General features: G+C 69.6%; 18 protein-coding genes, 1 tRNA gene and 1 pseudogene. 5 read left to right on the forward strand and 15 right to left on the reverse strand.

Annotation, left to right across the window (positions count from 1 at the left end):
* Nucleotides 1–238: 238 nt before the first annotated feature.
* From FM051_RS24720 to dnaK, 4 genes are all read right to left on the reverse strand, one after another.
* Nucleotides 239–667: a heat shock protein transcriptional repressor HspR gene (locus FM051_RS24720; protein WP_158847263.1), complete on the reverse strand. Its 429-nt coding sequence runs from the start codon at nt 665–667 to the stop codon at nt 239–241.
* On the reverse strand, nt 664–1,836 hold the full coding sequence (gene dnaJ / locus FM051_RS24725) for a molecular chaperone DnaJ (protein WP_158847265.1): 1,173 nt from the start codon (nt 1,834–1,836) through the stop codon (nt 664–666). The genes FM051_RS24720 and dnaJ overlap by 4 nt, the downstream gene beginning before the upstream one ends.
* Before the next feature lie 188 nt (nt 1,837–2,024).
* Nucleotides 2,025–2,777: a nucleotide exchange factor GrpE gene (grpE, locus tag FM051_RS24730; protein ID WP_158847267.1), complete on the reverse strand. Its 753-nt coding sequence runs from the start codon at nt 2,775–2,777 to the stop codon at nt 2,025–2,027.
* Nucleotides 2,774–4,627: a molecular chaperone DnaK gene (gene dnaK, locus FM051_RS24735; protein ID WP_158847270.1), complete on the reverse strand. Its 1,854-nt coding sequence runs from the start codon at nt 4,625–4,627 to the stop codon at nt 2,774–2,776. The genes grpE and dnaK overlap by 4 nt, the downstream gene beginning before the upstream one ends.
* Before the next feature lie 168 nt (nt 4,628–4,795).
* Between dnaK and FM051_RS24740 the strand changes: the two genes are divergently transcribed.
* Entirely contained in the window at nt 4,796–5,359 is a 564-nt protein-coding gene (locus FM051_RS24740; RefSeq protein ID WP_202918998.1) for a DUF5655 domain-containing protein, read from the forward strand.
* 8 nt (nt 5,360–5,367) lie between these two features.
* Here the strand turns inward: FM051_RS24740 and FM051_RS24745 are convergent, their stop codons facing one another.
* The 4 genes from FM051_RS24745 to FM051_RS24760 form a co-directional block, all read right to left on the reverse strand.
* Complete coding sequence (locus FM051_RS24745; protein WP_158847272.1) at nt 5,368–6,150, reverse strand: DUF4097 family beta strand repeat-containing protein; 783 nt, start codon at nt 6,148–6,150, stop codon at nt 5,368–5,370.
* A 305-nt stretch (nt 6,151–6,455) separates the two neighbouring features.
* A complete protein-coding gene (locus tag FM051_RS24750) occupies nt 6,456–7,025 on the reverse strand; it encodes a hypothetical protein (protein ID WP_158847275.1) in 570 nt (189 codons plus the stop codon).
* Between the two features lie 23 nt (nt 7,026–7,048).
* On the reverse strand, nt 7,049–7,582 hold the full coding sequence (locus tag FM051_RS24755) for a TetR/AcrR family transcriptional regulator (RefSeq protein ID WP_158847277.1): 534 nt from the start codon (nt 7,580–7,582) through the stop codon (nt 7,049–7,051).
* Nucleotides 7,569–7,901 (reverse strand): DMT family transporter, encoded by a 333-nt coding sequence (locus FM051_RS24760; protein ID WP_158847279.1) that lies wholly within the window; start codon nt 7,899–7,901, stop codon nt 7,569–7,571. Before FM051_RS24760 ends, FM051_RS24755 begins: the two co-directional genes overlap by 14 nt.
* A gap of 138 nt (nt 7,902–8,039) precedes the next feature.
* Between FM051_RS24760 and FM051_RS24765 the strand changes: the two genes are divergently transcribed.
* Nucleotides 8,040–10,313, forward strand: a complete 2,274-nt coding sequence (locus FM051_RS24765; protein ID WP_158847281.1) for a (Fe-S)-binding protein — start codon at nt 8,040–8,042, stop codon at nt 10,311–10,313.
* A gap of 81 nt (nt 10,314–10,394) precedes the next feature.
* On the opposite strand, the gene FM051_RS24770 is transcribed toward FM051_RS24765, so the two are convergent.
* Both FM051_RS24770 and FM051_RS24775 read right to left on the reverse strand, forming a co-directional pair.
* Nucleotides 10,395–10,778 (reverse strand): phage holin family protein, encoded by a 384-nt coding sequence (locus FM051_RS24770; RefSeq protein ID WP_158847283.1) that lies wholly within the window; start codon nt 10,776–10,778, stop codon nt 10,395–10,397.
* Between the two features lie 34 nt (nt 10,779–10,812).
* Nucleotides 10,813–12,120 (reverse strand): hypothetical protein, encoded by a 1,308-nt coding sequence (locus tag FM051_RS24775; RefSeq protein WP_158847285.1) that lies wholly within the window; start codon nt 12,118–12,120, stop codon nt 10,813–10,815.
* 116 nt (nt 12,121–12,236) lie between these two features.
* Between FM051_RS24775 and FM051_RS24780 the strand changes: the two genes are divergently transcribed.
* Nucleotides 12,237–13,220, forward strand: coding sequence for a cation diffusion facilitator family transporter (locus FM051_RS24780; RefSeq protein ID WP_158847287.1), 984 nt, complete (start codon nt 12,237–12,239; stop codon nt 13,218–13,220).
* On the opposite strand, the gene dcd is transcribed toward FM051_RS24780, so the two are convergent.
* On the reverse strand, nt 13,217–13,798 hold the full coding sequence (gene dcd / locus FM051_RS24785; protein WP_158847289.1) for a dCTP deaminase: 582 nt from the start codon (nt 13,796–13,798) through the stop codon (nt 13,217–13,219). The genes FM051_RS24780 and dcd overlap by 4 nt on opposite strands.
* 36 nt (nt 13,799–13,834) lie before the next feature.
* Here dcd and FM051_RS24790 point away from each other — a divergent pair.
* A tRNA-Gly gene (locus tag FM051_RS24790) sits at nt 13,835–13,905 on the forward strand.
* Between the two features lie 66 nt (nt 13,906–13,971).
* Here the strand turns inward: FM051_RS24790 and FM051_RS24795 are convergent.
* The 4 genes and pseudogenes from FM051_RS24795 to FM051_RS24810 all read right to left on the reverse strand — a co-directional run bounded on the left by FM051_RS24795 (nt 13,972) and on the right by FM051_RS24810 (nt 16,710).
* Nucleotides 13,972–14,250 (reverse strand): DUF5313 family protein, encoded by a 279-nt coding sequence (locus tag FM051_RS24795; RefSeq protein WP_158847291.1) that lies wholly within the window; start codon nt 14,248–14,250, stop codon nt 13,972–13,974.
* Nucleotides 14,247–14,564, reverse strand: a pseudogene (locus tag FM051_RS24800) (MarR family winged helix-turn-helix transcriptional regulator); the annotation flags it as partial. The gene FM051_RS24795 and the pseudogene FM051_RS24800, both read right to left, overlap by 4 nt.
* Nucleotides 14,565–14,703: 139 nt before the next feature.
* Nucleotides 14,704–15,090, reverse strand: a complete 387-nt coding sequence (locus FM051_RS24805) for a hypothetical protein (protein WP_158847293.1) — start codon at nt 15,088–15,090, stop codon at nt 14,704–14,706.
* Between the two features lie 105 nt (nt 15,091–15,195).
* Nucleotides 15,196–16,710, reverse strand: coding sequence for a sodium:solute symporter family protein (locus FM051_RS24810; protein ID WP_158847294.1), 1,515 nt, complete (start codon nt 16,708–16,710; stop codon nt 15,196–15,198).
* A 320-nt stretch (nt 16,711–17,030) separates the two neighbouring features.
* Between FM051_RS24810 and FM051_RS24815 the strand changes: the two genes are divergently transcribed.
* Entirely contained in the window at nt 17,031–17,660 is a 630-nt protein-coding gene (locus tag FM051_RS24815) for a response regulator transcription factor (protein WP_238412625.1), read from the forward strand.
* The last annotated feature ends 69 nt before the right edge of the window (nt 17,661–17,729 follow it).

Below are 17,729 nucleotides of genomic sequence, written 5' to 3' on the forward strand. Positions count from 1 at the left end.
TGCGGGGTTCGGCGTCGGCGTCGAGGGCGGGGCGAGGGCGGGAGTGGGCGTTGGCGTTGGCGTGGGGTGGGGTGGGGTGGGCGAGGGGATGGGGGTGGTTGCGCGGGTTCCTCGTTGTTTCAACCGACGTTTCAGGTTGAATATAACAGCGTTTTCTGAGGTGGCTTTGTGATGATCACCCGATCGTGCGACCCCGACGAACCGCGCCAGACGCGACCCGAAAGCGTATAACCGCTGGTCAGCGCTTCGAGTTCGGCTTCCAGACGACCAAGGCCGTCTCGTGCCGCACGGGCACCAAGTCGCGGCGGTACGACGCGTGGACCGACGCGGCGGCGTGCTCGGCGGCAGCCATGGCGGACGCGAGCTGTTCGCTCAGCTCGTTCACCTTGGCGCGCAGCGCACCCACCTCGTTCTCCAGCTCGATGATCCGCTTGATACCGGCGAGGTTCACGCCCTCCTCCTGGGACAGGCGCTGCACCTCCCGCAGCAGCACGATGTCGCGCATCGAGTACCGGCGCCCACCGCCGGAAGTGCGGCCCGGCGACACCAGCCCCAGCCGGTCGTAGGACCGGAGGGTCTGGGCGTGCAGGCCGGACAACTGGGCCGCCACGGAGATGACGAAGAACGGGGTGTCCTCGTCGGTGCCGGGCGGGAACGGGAAGCTCACACCGACCTCTTCTCCAACAGGGCGTTGAGCTCAGCGCGCGGGTCGTGCTTCGCCGTCACCGACGCGTAGTTCTCCAACGCCTCCCGTGCCGCGTCGTCCATGTTGTTCGGCACCGCCACGTTCAGCGTGATGAGCAGGTCGCCGACCTGGCCGTCCCGCTTGGCGATGCCCTTGCCCTTGGCCCGGAGCACCCGGCCACTGGCCGTGCCCGCGGGAACCTTCAACGTCACCTTGCCCTCGAGCGTCGGCACGGTCAACGTCGTGCCCAGCGCCAGTTCGGGGAACGTCACCGGCACGGTCACGGTCAGGTCGTTGCCCGACCGCCCGAACAGCGGGTGCGGGTTGACGTGCACGCGCACGTACAGGTCGCCGGCGGGCCCGTTGTTGCGCCCCGGCTCACCCTGCCCGGCCAGCCTGATCCGCTGGCCGTCGTCCACACCCGGCGGGATGCGGATGGTCAGGGTCCGGGTCTTCGTGCTCACGCCGTCGCCGCCGCACTCCGGGCACGGGTCGTCCACGATCCGCCCGGTGCCCCGGCAGTCGGTGCACGGCTCGGAGAACGCGAACGCGCCCTGGCTGCGGGTCACCAGGCCGGCGCCGCCGCAGTTCGTGCACGTCCGCGGCGACGTGCCGGGACGCGCGCCGGAACCCACGCACGTGCCGCAGGTCGCCGGGCTGGACAGGCGCATGGGCACGGTCGCGCCCTTCACCGCCTCGGTGAAGTCGATCCGGACGTCGGTCTCGACGTCCTCGCCCCGCCGCGGCCTGCTCGCCGACGCGGACGTGCCGCCCCGGCGGTTGAACAGGCCGCCGAGCAGGTCGCCGAGCCCGCCCATGCCGCCGGGCTGCTGCGCGCCCTGACGGCCGAACAGGTCGCCGACGTCGAACCCGCCGCCACCGGTGCCGAACCCGCCGGGGAACCCGCCGCCTCCGGCGAAGAGGCGGCGGGCCTCGTCGTACTGCTTGCGCTTGGCGGGGTCCGAGAGCACGCCGTACGCCTCGGACACCGCCTTGAACCGCGCCTCGGCCTTGGCGTCACCGGGGTTGGCGTCGGGGTGCAGCCCCCGCGCCAACTTCCGGTACGCCTTCTTGATCTCGTCGGCCGACGCGTCGGAGGAGACGCCCAGCTCGCGGTAGAAGTCCTTCTCGATCCAGTCACGAGCGCTCACGGACGGCCCCTCTATCGCATTGCTGTGTCAATGGCCGCTGCTCCGCAGACGGCGGCGAAGTCGCCTGGCTGTGGCCGATTCGCCGCTCCACGGCGGGGCGGGCAGCTCGCGGCTGATCCCAGGACGATCGAAGAGCGTGATCGACCTGGGATGAGCCACGAACTACTGACGCGACTTCGCACTGGTGGTTACTCCTGTGTGTCGCCCGGGTCGGAGGCGGGTTCAGCGGCCGGCTCGGAGGCCGGCTCGTGGTCGGTCACCGCGACCAGCGCGGGCCGCAGCACGCGCTCGCCGAACCGGTAGCCGCGGCGCAGCACGGCGGTGACGGTCGGCCCGCTGACGTCCGGGGACGTGCTGTGCTGCACGGCCTCGTGGACGGACGGGTCGAACTCCTCGCCCTCGTGCCCGAACGGCTCGAGGCCGGTGCCGTGCAACGCGCTGACCAGCTTGTCGGCCACCGCCTTGAACGCGCCGGTGAGGTCGCCGTGCACGCCGGCCCGCTCGATGTCGTCCAGCACGCCCAGCAGCTCGCCGGTCACCTGCGCCTTGGCCGTGGTGATCACCAGTTCCCGGTCGCGCTCGACGCGCTTGCGGTAGTTGGCGTACTCCGCGGTCAACCGCTGGAGGTCGGCGGTCCGCTCGTCCAGCTGCGCCTTCAGCTCGACGCTCGGGTCGTCGGCGACGGCAACGGCCTCGGTCTCGTCCGGCAGGTCGGGGGCGGCGTGCTTGCCGCCGCCCTCCGAACCGGCGGATCCGGCCGAACCGGCGGGGCCCGCCGCGGAGCCCGCCTCGGACTCGACCGGGGCGTCACCCTGCGACTCGACCGGCCCGTCCTCGTACGACCGGGCCTCGTCCGACTGGGGGCGCACCTGACCCGTCTCCGGGTCGACGCGCCTGCGGTCGCGCACCACCACGTGGGGCTGTTCCTCGGGCTGGGTCACTTCTTCTCGTCCTCGTCGACGATCTCCGCGTCCACCACGTCGTCGGCCTTCGGGGCGTCACCGGTGGACGCGCCGCCGGTGGCACCAGCCCCGTCGCCCGTGGGGGCCGCGTTGGCGTACAGGGACTGGCCGATGGCCTGGGACTCCGTGGCCAGCTTCTCCACCGCGGTGCGGATCTTGGCGATGTCCTCGCCCTTCAACGCCTCGTTGGTGTCCGCGATGGCCGCGTTGACCTTGTCCTTGACCTCGGCCGGGATCTTGTCCTCGTTCTCCTTGAGGACCTTCTCCGTCTGGTAGACCAGCGTCTCGGCCTGGTTGCGGACCTCGGCCTCGTCGCGGCGGCGCTTGTCCTCCTCCGCGTGCGCCTCGGCGTCCTTGATCATCCGGTCGATGTCGTCCTTCGGCAGCGCGGAGCCGCCGGTGATCGTCATCCGCTGCTCCTTGCCCGTGCCCATGTCCTTCGCGGACACGTGCACGATGCCGTTCGCGTCGATGTCGAAGGTGACCTCGATCTGCGGGACGCCGCGCGGGGCGGGCGGCAGGCCGGTCAGCTCGAACATGCCGAGCTTCTTGTTGTCCGCCGCGAAGTCGCGCTCACCCTGGAAGACCTGGATCTGCACGGACGGCTGGTTGTCGTCGGCCGTGGTGAAGATCTCCGAGCGCTTGGTCGGGATCGTGGTGTTGCGCTCGATGAGCTTGGTCATCACGCCGCCCTTGGTCTCGATGCCCAGGGACAGCGGGGTGACGTCGAGCAGCAGGACGTCCTTGACCTCGCCCTTCAGCACACCGGCCTGCAGGGCCGCGCCGACCGCGACGACCTCGTCCGGGTTCACGCCCTTGTTCGGCTCGCGGCCGCCGGTCAGCTCCTTGACCAGCTCGGCCACCGCGGGCATGCGGGTGGAACCGCCGACCAGCACCACGTGGTCGATGTCGCCGACGCTGATGCCGGCGTCCTTGATCACGTTGTTGAACGGGGCGCGGGTGCGCTCCAGCAGGTCGTTGGTGATGCGCTGGAACTCGGCCCGGGACAGCGTCTCGTCCATGAACAGCGGGTTCTTGTCCGAGTCGACGGTGATGTAGGGCAGGTTGATGGAGGCGTTGTTCGAGCTGGACAGCTCGATCTTCGCCTTCTCGGCCGCCTCGCGGATGCGCTGCAACGCCATCTTGTCCTTGGTCAGGTCGATGCCGTTGCTCTGCTTGAACCGCTCGACCAGCCAGTCCACGATCCGCTGGTCCCAGTCGTCACCGCCGAGGTGGTTGTCACCGGAGGTCGCCTTGACCTCGACCACGCCCTCGGCCAGCTCCAGCAGCGAGACGTCGAACGTGCCGCCACCGAGGTCGAAGACCAGGATGGTCTGCTCCTTGTCGCCCTTGTCGAGGCCGTAGGCCAGGGCGGCGGAGGTGGGCTCGTTGACGATGCGCAGCACGTTGAGGCCCGCGATCTGGCCGGCCTCCTTGGTGGCCTGGCGCTGGGCGTCCTCGAAGTACGCCGGGACGGTGATCACCGCGTCGGTGATCTCCTCGCCCAGGTAGGCCTCGGCGTCGCGCTTGAGCTTCATCAGCACGCGCGCGCTGATCTCCTGCGGCGTGTACTGCTTGCCGTCGATGTCCGGCGTCTTCCAGTCCGTGCCGATGTGGCGCTTGACGGACCGGATGGTCCGGTCGACGTTGGTCACCGCCTGGTTCTTGGCGGGTTGCCCGGTGAGCACCTCGCCGTTCTTGGCGAAGGCCACGATGGACGGGGTGGTGCGCGACCCCTCGGAGTTGGCGATCACCGTCGGCTCGCCACCCTCGAGAACCGCGACGACGGAGTTGGTCGTCCCCAGGTCGATGCCGACCGCTCGCGCCATTGGATTCCTCCTGGTAGTGCGTCTGTGAGAGCCCCGCGTTGAGCGGTACCGGCTCAAGTTTGCCAGCACCGGCGGACTTGAGTCCACCTGGCTCAATGTTTCTGCCTGTCCAACGGACGGGGCGGTTCCGGTGTTCCCGGGGCGGGGTGATCCGGGACACTCGTCGTTGTGAAGGAACCCGCCGACATGATGGCCGCGGTGTCCGGGTCGATGCTCGCCCGCACCGGCCGCACGCTGGACGAATGGGTCGCGCTGGTCGAGGCGAGTTCGCTCGACCCGGTGGATCGGAAGACCGTGCGGGCGTGGCTGCGGGACGTGCACGGCGTGAAGCAGAACTCGCAGTGGGCGATCGCGGACGCGGCGGCGCGGCGGGCCGGGTGGGCCGAGCCGACGTTCGCGGAGCACGTCGAGTCGCAGTACTCGGGGCGCAAGGAGGTGCTGCGACCGCTGTTCGACCGTATCGCGACGCTCGCCCTCGGGCTGGGCGAGGACGTGCGGGCCGAGGGGCGGGCGACCTACGTGCCGTTCGTGCGGGGGCGGCAGTTCGCGGCCGTGCAGGCGCTGGCGTCGCGGGTCGACCTGGGGCTGCGGTTCACCACCGCGCCGGACAGCGCCCGGTTGACGCCGGGCGGCCCCGGCCAGTCGACGCACAAGGTGTCGCTGACCGGGGCCGACGAGGTGGACGGCGAGGTGGAGGCGCTGCTGCTGGCGGCGTACGAGCAGAACGCCTAGGCGGTGTCCTAGGCGCCGCTGACCGTCACGTCTCCGCTGCGGGCGCGCAGGACCAGTGCGGCGGACGCGTTCGGGTCGTCCTTGACGTCGACGGCTGTGTCACCGCTGCCCGACTCCACGTCGACGTTGTAGGCGCCTTGGGGCACGTCGACGGTCAGGTTGCCGCTGTCCGCCTCGGCACGCACGGAGACGACCGCGGTCATCCGCACGTGGACGTCACCGGAGCGGTTGTCGATGGTGACCGGGCCGCGCATGTCCGACAGCTTGGCGTTGCCGGAGCCGATCTCGCCGGTGAAGTCGCCGGCGACGTCGGCCACGTCGAGGTCGCCCGAGCCGTTGCTGATGCGGACCGCGCCGGACACGGCACGGACCGTCGCGTCGCCGGAGCCGATCTCGACGTCGACGCCGGCTACGCCTTCGAGGCGGACGTCGCCGGAGTTGTTCTCGCCGGTGATCCGGACCTCTTTGGAGGGGACGGTGACCTCGTAGTCCACCGAGCACTGGCTGCCGCAGCCGTCGAGGACCAGGGTGGAGCCCTCCATGCGGTGGGAGACACCGGGCTTGTCCATGTCCTTGGGGTACTCGACGCGCCGGCGGATCTCGGTGTTGTCGCCCCCGCCGGTGCGGCTGCGGACGATGACGTCGCCCGAGCCGTTCTGCAGCCGGACCTCGGTCACCTGGTCGGATACCGAGTGCGAGTCGTCGAAGCCGTTCTGCACGAGCCGCACGCAGGACGTGAGCGCCACCGCCGCGGCCACCGCCACAGCCGCCAACGCGATCCGGTTAACCACCGCTGCCCCCTCAGGCGTCAATGTTGCTGACGTTCAAGTTAGGGGCAGCCGGCCGACCGGCCCACCAGGAAGACCCCCGACCCGATACGGGGGCTGTCCCTACCTCTGCCGCCGGCGACCGCGCGGTGCCCGAGCACGCGACTCGCACCGTCCTGAGCGTTGAATTCGGGGGTCCTGAACGTAGGACACACGCGTTCCGAACGTAGGACTCTCGCGCTCTGAACGTAGGACTCTCGCGCTCTGAACGTAGGACACACGCGTCGTGAACGTAGGACTCTCGCGGTCTGGGGGTTCGACTCTCGTGGTCAGGCTAGGGATTCGACTACTTCGCGGAGGGCGGGGGCGGAGCGGGCCGGGTCGCTGAGGAAGCGCTGGGAGGCGATCACGTGCGAGTCGGTCATGCGCTCCCAGACCAGGCCCTGGACCGGGACCTCGGTGATGACCAGGCGGAACGGGCGCACGTACCGGCCGATCCGGGTCTCCACGCCGCGCACCACCTCACCGATCGGCAGCGCACCCCGTGACGTCGCGTAACGGTGGTCGTACTCGACGGCCGCCGCGCCCAGCGCCAGCACCGCCGCCCGCAACGCGGGCCTGATCTGCAACGACGGCCCGGTCGGGTCGTCCGGCGCGCTGCTGGGCAGCTCGGCGCGGGCGTGGTCGAGCACGTCGGCCCACCAGCCCAGCCACTCCTCGGCCGCCGCCGCGCGGTCGACCCCCGGCGGCACGACGACCGGCACCGAAGGGTCGAGGCCGGGCAGTTCGGGCACGGTCTCGACCGAGAGCGCGAGCGTGTCGCGGATGAACAGAGCGGTGTTGACCGTCTGATTCGTCCCGTGCGACACCTGCCACGACTCACGACCGGCGAACCTCATGTCACCAGTGTCCCGCGCGAAGGTCATCCGCCAAGCATCAGAAGGGACACGACGGGCTCCAATTCCTCCGCCATTGGGGGGAAATCCGCGATCAAGCCCTGGATCAGCAGCCCGTCGACGGCCGCGAGGAGTGACCGAAGCGCCACCGGGTCCCACGGACCGATGACTTCGGTCATCAGCGAGATCCACCGGCGCGCCGCCGGACGCAGCTCGGGCCGGCGTGCCGCCAGCAGGTACAGCTCGTACTCCGCCAGCGTCCGCCCCCGGTGCTCGCCGACCGCGTCCGCGATGAACCGAGCCACCGCCACCGGCGTCAGCGACACCTTGCGGAAGCTCGAAGCCATCTGGTCGGCCGACCACGTCAGGGTGGCGATCAGCAGGTCGTCCAACGTCGCGTAGTAATAAGTGGTCGACGTCGGCGGCACGTCCGCCTCACGTGCCACGGACCGGTGGCTCACCCCCGCCACGCCGTCCCGCTCGACGACCCGCAGGGTGGCCTCCAGGATCGCTCGCCGACGCCGGTCGCCGCGCGCCCGACGCCCGTCAGGCCCCGGCACGGCCACCCATTTCGATGGCCACCACGCCCAGGACCACCAGCAGCAGCCCGGCCACCGTCGTGGCGTTCAACGGCTCCTTGAACAGCACCACCCCGACACCGGCGACGGCCGCGATCCCGAACGCGCACCAGATCGCGTACGCCGCGCCGATCGGCATGCCGAGTTGCAGCACCTTGCTCAACGCGCCGAACGCGATGACGTAACCCACGACGACCACCGCGGACGGGATCGGCTTGCTGAACCCCTCGGACAACTTGAGGGACACGGTTGCGGTCACCTCACCGAGGATCGCCACGGCGAGCGCCAGGTACACGAGCACGGCCCGCCTCCAACAACTTGAACGTCTGTTCCACTAGTCTACAGCCCTATGCAATCGACCACGTCCAAGTGGTTACCGGTGAGTAAGCGGGCGTAGGCTGCCCAGCCAGGAGAACGGACGAGAAAGGCCGCCACCACAATGGGAGCCCTCCAGCTCACCCTCGGCGCCATCGGCGTCGCCGTCAGCGTGTACGCCTGGGGTCTGTTCGTCGCCGGTGTCGTGCGGATGGTCAAGATCATCCGCCTCGGCCAGCCCGACGCGACCCGCAACGGGCCGTTCGTGCCCCGGCTGCGCACGTTGATCGTGGAGTTCGCCGCGCACACCCGGATGGCCAAGTTCCGCAAGGTCGCACCCTGGCACTGGATGGTGATGTGGGGCTTCCTCATCGGCTCCGCGGTGCTGTTCGAGGCCTACGGCGAGGTCTTCTACCCCGGCTTCCACTGGCCCGTCATCGGCACCTGGTCGCTGTGGTCCCTGCTGGTCGAACTGCTCGGCATCGGCACCGTGGTCGGCGGCGTCGCGCTGGCGGTCATCCGCCAGCTCAACCACCCGCGCCGCGCCGACCGGGTGTCGAGGTTCGCGGGCTCGAACTTCAAGGCCGCGTACTTCGTGGAAGCGGTCGTGATCATCGAGGGTCTGGGCATCCTCGGCGTGAAGGCGTTCAAGCAGGCCTCCGGCCTGGAGGACCCGCCGCTGTGGTCGTCGTTCGTCACCGCGCCGCTGGCGGAGGTCCTGCCCGCGAGCCCGGACTGGGTCTCGATCATGGCGATCACCAAGCTGCTGTCCGGCATGATCTGGCTGATCGTGGTGGCCAAGAACCTGACCATGGGCGTCGCCTGGCACCGGTTCAGCGCGTTCTTCAACATCTACTTCAAGCGCGAGGACGACGGCGGCGTCGCGCTCGGCGCGTTGAAGCCGATGATGAGCGGCGGCCAGGTCCTCGACCTGGAGGAAGCCGACCCCGACAAGGACGTGTTCGGCGTCGGCAAGGTCGAGGACTTCTCCTGGAAGGGCTGGCTGGACTTCAGCACCTGCACCGAGTGCGGTCGCTGCCAGTCGCAGTGCCCGGCGTGGAACACCGGCAAGCCGCTGTCGCCGAAGCTGGTCATCACCCAGCTGCGCGACCACGCGTTCGCCAAGGCCCCGTACCTGCTGGCCGGCGGAAGCAAGGACATGGCGGGCGACGAGGTCGGCCTGACCGAGGACAAGTACGAGGACTACAAGAAGCGCCTGGAGTCCATCGACGTGCTGGCGATGGCCGAGTCCGAGCGCCCGCTGATCGGCGGCGCGGACGAGCTGGGCGTCATCGACCCCGAGGTGCTGTGGTCGTGCACCACGTGCGGCGCGTGCGTCGAGCAGTGCCCGGTGGACATCGAGCACGTCGACCACATCGTCGACATGCGCCGCTACCAGGTGCTGATCGAGTCGAACTTCCCGTCCGAGCTGGGCGGCATGTTCAAGAACCTGGAGAACAAGGGCAACCCGTGGGGCCAGAACGCCAAGGACCGCCTGGCGTGGACCGAGGGCCTGGACTTCGACGTGCCGGTGTTCGACGGCGAGCTGGGCGACACCGAGTACCTGTTCTGGGTCGGCTGCGCGGGCGCGTTCGAGGACCGGGCGAAGAAGACCACGCGGGCGGTGGCCGAGCTGCTGCACACCGCGGACGTCAAGTACACGGTCCTCGGGCCGGAGGAGACGTGCACCGGCGACCCGGCACGGCGCGCGGGCAACGAGTTCCTGTTCCAGATGCTGGCGCAGCAGAACGTCGAGGTGCTCAACACCGTGTTCGACGGTCGTGCGCCCGGTCAGCGCAAGATCGTCGTGACGTGCGCGCACTGCTTCAACACCCTGGCCAACGAGTACCCGCAGGTGGGCGGCCAGTTCGAGGTCGTGCACCACACGCAGCTGCTCAACAAGCTGGTGCGCGAGCGCCGGCTGGTGCCGGTGGCGGAGATCGCGGAGGACGTCACCTACCACGACCCGTGCTACCTGGGCCGGCACAACAAGGTCTACGAGGCGCCGCGCGAGCTGGTCGGTGCGTCGGGCGCGACGCTGCGCGAGATGCCGCGCCACGGTGACCGTTCCATGTGCTGCGGCGCCGGCGGCGCTCGCATGTGGATGGAGGAGCGGATCGGCAAGCGCATCAACGTCGACCGGGTGGACGAGGCCCTGGGCACCGCGCCGTCGAAGATCGCGACGGGCTGCCCGTTCTGCCGCGTGATGTTGACCGACGGTGTGACGGCCCGGCAGAACGAGGGCGCGGCCGGCTCGCACGTCGAGGTCGTGGACGTGGCGCAGCTCCTGCTGACCGCCGTGCGCCGCGGCCAGGAGCGGGAGCGCCAGGACGTGCCGACGGACGAAACCCCCACCGGCACCCCGCTGCCGGACGAGGACAAGGCCACCTCCGGCTGAGTCGCTCGCGGACGCGCGACGCCCCTCGGTCGGAGTTCGGACCGAGGGGCGTTGTCATGCCTGACTTGTCGCGCGGGGCTTTCAGCCGCGCTCGGTGATGCGGTCGTAGACGATGTTCAGGATCCAGCTCGTGAGGGCCACGATGATGGCGCCGAAGAACGCCGGCCAGAAGCCGCTGACCTCGAACGGCAGGCCGAGCTCGCCGGCCAGCCACCCGGTCAGCCAGAACAGCAGCGCGTTCACCACCAGGCCGATGAGCCCCAGCGTGACCAGGTAGAACAGGCAGCCGAAGAACTTCACCAGCGGCTTGACCACCGCGTTGACCAGACCGAACAGCAGCGCGACGCCGATCAGCGTGCCGATCTTCGCGGGCGTCGACGCGCCCGCATCCAGGTCGATGCCCGGAATGACCGTGGCAACCCAGACCGCCACCGCCGTCAGCAGTACGTGCACCAAAATGCCCATGCCGCAGGCTAACGGTGGCGGTCGTCCAAACGGGTCAGGCGCGACGACGCCTGCGTGCCGCCAAGAAGGTCAACGCGCCTCCGCCGACCAGCAGCCCGCCGATCGCCAGCAACGGCAACGGCACCGCGCCCGTGCTCGCCAACCCGCTGCCACCCGCGACCTGGACGACAGCCGGCGCCGTGGTCGTGGTCGTGGTCGTCGGCGCCGCGGTGGTCGTCGTGGTGGTCTCGACGGGCGTGGTCGGCTGGGTGGTCGTGCCGTCGTCGACCCGCACCGGGAACTTCACGACGTTGTTGCCGAAATCGGCGTCGGGCAGTTCGTTGATGTGGGTCCCCACCACGTTGACCATGCTGAACGCGGTCTTGATCCTGAGCTTGAAGCGCACCTCGGCCGTCGCGCCCGGCAGCAGGCGGTCCTTCAGCGTGTAGAGGTTGGAGCCGTCCGACTCGACGTTGTCGCTGACCGACAGCTTCTCGGCCTGCTCGTCGAACGGCTCGCCGAGCACGAACTCCGCCCGCTCCGGCACGTCGCCCTTGTTCGTGATCGGCACGACGACGTCGACCTCGTCACCGATCCGGTAACCGTCCTCGGCCGGCTCGACCCGCGCGGTGTAGGCCATGTCGCCCTCGGCCGCGAAGTAACCCGCCTCGATCCACGGTTCGGACTGGCCGACGTTGACCGTGATCTTCTTGGTGTACGTCACCCAGTCGACGTGGTTCTGCTTGGTCGGTTCGATCAGGGCGAGCCCCTGGTCGAACAGCGTGCCCGCGGTGACGGTGTACTCGCCCGAGGGCACGTCCGCGAAGTGCGTGATGTTGGCGACCGCGTTGGGCGGGTCGACCGGCCGGTCGACGCCGGGCCCGCCGGTGATGCGGAGCGGGCAGCCCCCGGGTGGCGGCGGCTCGCCGTCGTAGCTGCGGTTCCCGTCGCTGTCGACCCAGCAGGGGACCGGCAGGTACGCGCCCCTGATGCCGAAGTCGAACGTGCCGCCGCCGTTGACGGGGTTGAACGTCGACTTGGTCGTCGACAGGTAGACGTCGGCGTTGTGGCTGTAGATCGCGAGCGGGACGTTCGGCAGCCCCTCGGCCTTGTAGCGGCCGTTCTCGTCGGTGCCGACGTCCTTGATGTGCAGCTTCGTCGTGGCGTCGTAGACGCGCACGCCGCGGGCTTTGGCGAGCCCCGGCTCCGGGGCGTCGACCACGCCGTTGGAGTTGCGGTCCAACCACACCAGGCCTTCAATCGTGACGGTGTCCTCCTGCGCCCCCGCAGGACCACCGCTCGTCATGGCAACCGCGATGGCGGCCGTGAACACGGCCGCCAAGCGACCGGTCAGGTTTCGCACCTGGAATTCCCCCCGAGAATGGATGTGACACCTCGTCGTCGCAACCATGATCATGATCGTTTCGTGACGGCGGTCACAGCCGCGCGGATCTTGCCCGTCGGGCCCAACGTCGGGGCATGGCACCAGACCAGCCGAAGGGCGGCGAGAGCACGCTCACCGTCCTGCTCGCCCTGGCGGTGAACCTCGCCATCGCGGTGATGAAAGCGGTCGCCGGGGTGATCACGGGGTCGGCGGCGATGATGTCCGAGGCGGCGCACTCGGTCGCCGACACGTTCACCGAGGCCCTGCTGCTGACCGCGCTGCGCCGGTCGGCCCGGCCCGCGGACCGCAGACACCCGTTCGGCTACGGCAAGGACCGGTACTTCTGGTCGCTGCTCGCGGCGGTGTCCATCTTCGTGTCCGGTGCGGTGTTCGCGTTCTACGAGGGCTTCCGGACGGTGTTCGGCGCGCCCGAGGAGCAGAGCAGCCCTCTCGTCGGATACGTCGTGCTGGGCATCGCGTTCGCGCTGGAGTCGGTGTCGTGGACGCAGGCCGTGCGGCAGGTGCGGCGGGAGGCGCGGGCCGAAGGGCGGTCGGTGCTCGCGTTCCTGCGGGTGTCGGACGACCCGACGGTGAAGACCGTGTTCCTGGAGGACTCGGCGGCGCTGGTCGGGCTGCTGCTCGCGTTCGGCGGGCTGGGGCTGCACCAGCTGACCGGGTCTTCGGTGTGGGACGGCGTGGCGTCGTTGGCGATCGGGGTGCTGCTGGCGTTCGCCGCGTACACGTTGGCGTCGACGAACCGGGGGCTGCTCATCGGCAGGCAGGCCGACCCGGTGCTGGTGCGCGCGGTGTGGTCCCGGCTGCGGGAGGCGCCGGAGGTCGAGCAGGTGGTGGACCTGCTGACGATGGCGGTCGGCACGGACCGGGTGCTGGTGTGCGCGCGGCTCGACTTCGACGACGCGTTGGGTGCCGCCGACCTGGAACGGGCGTGCGTGCGGATCGACGCCGAACTGCGGGCCGCGCACCCCGAGCTGGACGAGGTGTTCCTGGAGCCGGTGCCGAGGACCGATCCGGAGCTGCGGTCGCGCGTGCTGGCCAGGTACGGGGAGCTGAAGCTCTAGCGCTTGGTGTCCGTGCGGTGGAAGTTCAGGTAGGCGCGCGACGGCGTGGGGCCGCGTTGTCCCTGGTAGCGGGAGCCCGCCTGGGCCGAGCCGTACGGGAACTCGGCCGAGCTGCTGAGCCGGAACAGGCACAGCTGACCGATCTTCATGCCCGGCCAGAGGGTGATGGGCAGGTTGGCGACGTTCGACAGTTCGAGCGTGATGTGGCCCGAGAAGCCGGGGTCGATGAACCCCGCCGTGGAGTGCGTCAGGAGACCGAGGCGGCCGAGCGAGGACTTGCCCTCCAGCCGGCCCGCCAGGTCGTCGGGGAGGGTGACGAGCTCGAACGTCGAGCCGAGCACGAACTCGCCGGGGTGCAGCACGAACGGCTCGTCGTCGGCCGGCTCGACCAGCGAGGTCAGGTCGTCCTGCTGCATGGCGGGGTCGATGTGCGTGTACCGGGTGTTGTTGAAGACCCGGAAGAACCGGTCCAGCCGCACGTCGATGCTGGACGGCTGCACCATGACGTCGTCGAACGGCTCCAACACCAACCGGCCGGAGTCGACCTCTTTGCGCAGATCGCGGTCACTTAGCAGCACGGGGACAGCCTATGTGTATGATCGGGCACGCAACACGCGGGTGTAGTTCATTGGTAGAACGACAGCTTCCCAAGCTGTAGAGGCGGGTTCGATTCCCGTCACCCGCTCAAGTGAACGAAGGCCCAGGTCAAAGCCGGTTTCCGGTCCTGACCTGGGCCTTCGTCACGGTCGGGCTAGAGCGTCACCGTGCACTCCACGTGCACTACCCAGCCGAACGCCACACCCGCTCGTAGCGCTCCTGGTCCCGCCGCGTCCGCTCCTTGCGCACGGCCGCCGCCGCGCCCGCCGGGTAGCCGTACTTCGTCATCCGGTGGTTGGAGGAACGCCCTCACGGTGAACCACGCCAGCCACGTCGGCTTGGTCGCCTGCCGGAACACCCACTCGCGGTGGCGTAACGGGAGTCTGCCGCCGAGCAGGTACCACACCCGCAGCGGCACGGCGGGCCTGCTCACGTCCGCTCCGTCGCGGCGATCACCCTGGTCAACACGGAGTGCAGGTCGCGCAGCTCGTCCAACGACATGCCCAACCGCTCCACCACCGCGGGCGGGATCGCCAACGCCCGCTCGCGCAACGCCGCACCGGCCTCGGTCAGCGTCACGGCGAGCAGCCGCTCGTCCGCCGCGTCCCGCGACCGCGTCACGTACCCGATCGCCTCCAGCCGCTTGAGCAGCGGCGACAGGGTGGCGGGTTCCAACGCCAGCAACCGGCTCAGCTCCTTCACCGACAGCGGCGCGCGGCCCCACAGGGCGAGCATCACCAGGTACTGCCTCCTGCGTGCGCAAGAACTCCAGCCGCCCGTTCCCGGCGCGCAACCGCCCCTGTTCGAAGCCCTGCGCGTAGAACTCCCGGATCCCCTCGTCCACCTTCCGAACGTACGAGTCGGGGCAATCGCTTTACCGCGGGCTTCAGCGGGCTTCCAGCTCCGCCCAACCCCCACCGCGCGCCAGCACGGCACGCACGTCGGCCGCGTGCTCGACCACGCCCGCCAGGTCGCTGTGCAGCAACGCCGCCCGGTCCGCGTCGACCGGCAGCTCGTCGTCCCGCCACAGCTCCACCGGCAGGCTCACCACGAACACCACCGAGTCGACCAGCCGCAGCACCGCCGCCGAGGGATCACCGGCGTACGTGCCGCGGATCCCGTCGCACTCGGCCAGGACCGCCCGCAGCCCGCCGACGGCCGCCGCCGGTGTGCCGTCCCACTCGGCCGACGGCCACAACCGGCTGCTCAGCGCCAGCCACAGCTTCCACCCGGCGGCCGACTCGGCCTCGTCCCGCGGTCGCCAACCGTCCATCACCCCACTGTGCGGGCGCGGAAGGGCGCCCGCACAGCGGAGATGACGCGTCGCACAGATAACACGGCCCACAGATAACGTGGCCCACAGATCAACAGGACGTGGTCACGCCCGCGCGGGCACCTTCTCGTCGTCGGGGTCGGACTGCAGCGAGTCGACCAGCGCGTCCCGCTCGGCCGACGGCTCCGGCTTGATGACGAGCCCGATCACCAGGTAGAGCACCAGCGACACCAGCAGCGGCCAGGACACGATCACCGCCTGGGTGACGAACTCGACCTTGTTCATCTGCAGGACGTACAGCACGGCCCACGTGGTGAGGCCACCGATCACCGTGGTCGTCGCGGCGGTCGGGCCGACCTTCTTGAACCACGGCAGCATGCCGAGCATCAACGGGATCGCGATCGGCCCCATCGTGGCCGCCACCAGCGCGATCACGATCTTGAGCACGAATCCCTTGGTGTCCGCGGTCAACGCGACCGTCATGCTCAGGCCGATGAACGCGAACGTGGTGATCCGCGCCAGCTGCAACTGCGCCGGCTCGGTGAGCCGCGTCACGCCCTTCCACAGCTTGGGCAGCATGTCCCGGGTGATGACCGCGGAGATCACGTTGGCGTCCGAGGACACCATCGCCATGGTGTGCGAGAAGAAGCCCGCCAGGATCAGGCCGATCATGCCCGCGGGCAGCATCATCTTGCCCATCTCGACGTAGGCCTGCTCGGCGTTGCCCTCCATGCCGGGCACGATCAGCGGCGCCGCCCACATCGGGAAGAACAGGATCAGCGGCCAGAGCAGCCACAGCGCGCTGGACAGCAGGGCGGAGCGCTTGGCGGCGGCGCCGGACGGCGCGGCCATGTAGCGCTGCGCCAGGTTCCACATGCCGCCGTTGTACTCCAGCGTCTTGATCAGGAACAGCGCCATGAAGAAGATCAGCGTGTACTGGCCGGTCAGCGGCTCGGAGTGGGACTCGGGCAGCTGGTCCCAGATCTCCCACATGAAGCTGATACCGCCGAAGTGCGCGGCGACCGCGACGAACATGGCGATACCCGCGAGGCCCTGGATGATGAACTGGCCGAAGTCGGTCAGCGCGTCGGCCCACAGGCCGCCCATCACCGAGTAGATCATCGTGACGATGCCGACGAGCGTGATGCCGAGCCACACCGGGACGCCCGCGAAGCCCTGGAGGAGCAGCGCGACCGCGACCCACTTGGCCGAGATGTCGACGACCTTCAGCGCCGCGCCCGCCCACGCCATGAGCTGCTGGGTCGGCACGTTGTAGCGGATGGCCAGGTACTCCAGCGGCGATTTGACGCCGTGCTTGGACCGCAGCCGGTTCCAGGTGCCCGCCCAGAGGAACGCGCCGATGCCGACACCGACACCGATCGTGAGCGCCCACCAGATGTAGACGGTCAGGCCGAGGCGGTAGGCCTCGGCGGCGAAGGCCACGAACATGACGGCGCTGTAACCGGACATGTGGTGCGAGATGCCCGACAACCACCAGGGCATCTTGCCGCCCGCGGTGAAGAAGTCTGCGATGTTCTTGATCCGCCCGCGTGACCAGTAGCCGATCGCCACCATCACGAAGAAGTACCCACCGACGACGACCCAGTCGAGGGTGTCCATGAGGCCTCCACGAGTGCTCGGCCCACGGGTGGCAGCGCGTGATTCGGCGGCGGCGGTGCGCGGCTTCCCACATGGGTGTGTGACGTAGGTCTTACGAGGCTGTTGCGTCCGGCGGAAGGCCGCGCATGGTCATTGAGTCACATTCGTGACTGTTGTTCACGTATGTGACCGGATCCACCCGCGCTGCGCGGAAAGTAATTCGGAAAACTCGCGTCATGGCTCGCCCCTGTTGCGGTCGCAGGGACATGCGAACCGGTGTCAACGCGCGCCCGCTCACACCAGGCGTTGATCGGCGTGCCTCCGGGCCGGGGGTGGCGCTGGTGGACCCCGTGCCCCTGTTCCGCGAAGGGGTGGCGGCCGTGGTGCGGCGCACGCCGGCCATGCACTGGCTGGGCGCCACCGGGCACCTGCACACGGCGTTGCGCATGCACGAACGGCTGCGGCCCGACGTGCTGCTGGTGGATTCGCTGCTCGACCCGCAGGGGCACCTGGCGACGTTGTTGACCGGCAACGACCCGGCGTTGGTGGTGATCTCGCTGGTGCGCGAGCCGCACCGGACGGCGAAGTTCGTGCGTTCGGCGCTGTCGGCGGGGGTGCACGGGATGGTGCCGAGAGCCGGGGAGATAAGTGAGGTGCTGCAGGCCATCTCCCGGGCCCACGCGGAGCGGGCGTACGTGGACCCGACGCTCGCGCCGTTAGCGGCCGGGTTCACGCCGACGGCGGAGGCGGGGACGCGGCGGTCGCTGTCGCGACGGGAGTACGAGGTGTTGCAGCTGATCGCGGACGGGCTGGAGAACCAGGCGGTCGCGAACGAGCTGTACGTGTCGGTGGAGACCGTGCGGACGCACGTGAAGAACATCCTGCGCAAGCTCAGGGCCAGGGACCGCACGCACGCCGTGTCCCTCGCCTACCAGGCCGGCCTGCTGTCCAGCGGCGTGCCCCGCCCTTGAGCACTTACCCCCGCACGCGAGGGGCACTCCGGCAAAGCGAACGTTGCGCCCGGTAACTCCGCAGCTCAG

Source organism: Saccharothrix deserti (assembly GCF_009769385.1).
GTDB classification, from domain to species: Bacteria; Actinomycetota; Actinomycetes; order Mycobacteriales; family Pseudonocardiaceae; genus Actinosynnema; species Actinosynnema deserti.

Excerpts from the sequence above, each read along its gene's own strand:
- dnaK (WP_158847270.1), bottom strand. The coding sequence starts at position 4,627 with ATGGCGCGAGCGGTCGGCATCGACCTGGGGACGACCAACTCCGTCGTC.
- FM051_RS24750 (WP_158847275.1), bottom strand. The coding sequence starts at position 7,025 with ATGAGGTTCGCCGGTCGTGAGTCGTGGCAGGTGTCGCACGGGACGAAT.
- FM051_RS24765 (WP_158847281.1), top strand. The coding sequence starts at position 8,040 with ATGGGAGCCCTCCAGCTCACCCTCGGCGCCATCGGCGTCGCCGTCAGC.
- FM051_RS24770 (WP_158847283.1), bottom strand. The coding sequence starts at position 10,778 with ATGGGCATTTTGGTGCACGTACTGCTGACGGCGGTGGCGGTCTGGGTT.
- FM051_RS24780 (WP_158847287.1), top strand. The coding sequence starts at position 12,237 with ATGGCACCAGACCAGCCGAAGGGCGGCGAGAGCACGCTCACCGTCCTG.
- FM051_RS24805 (WP_158847293.1), bottom strand. The coding sequence starts at position 15,090 with ATGGACGGTTGGCGACCGCGGGACGAGGCCGAGTCGGCCGCCGGGTGG.
- FM051_RS24810 (WP_158847294.1), bottom strand. The coding sequence starts at position 16,710 with ATGGACACCCTCGACTGGGTCGTCGTCGGTGGGTACTTCTTCGTGATG.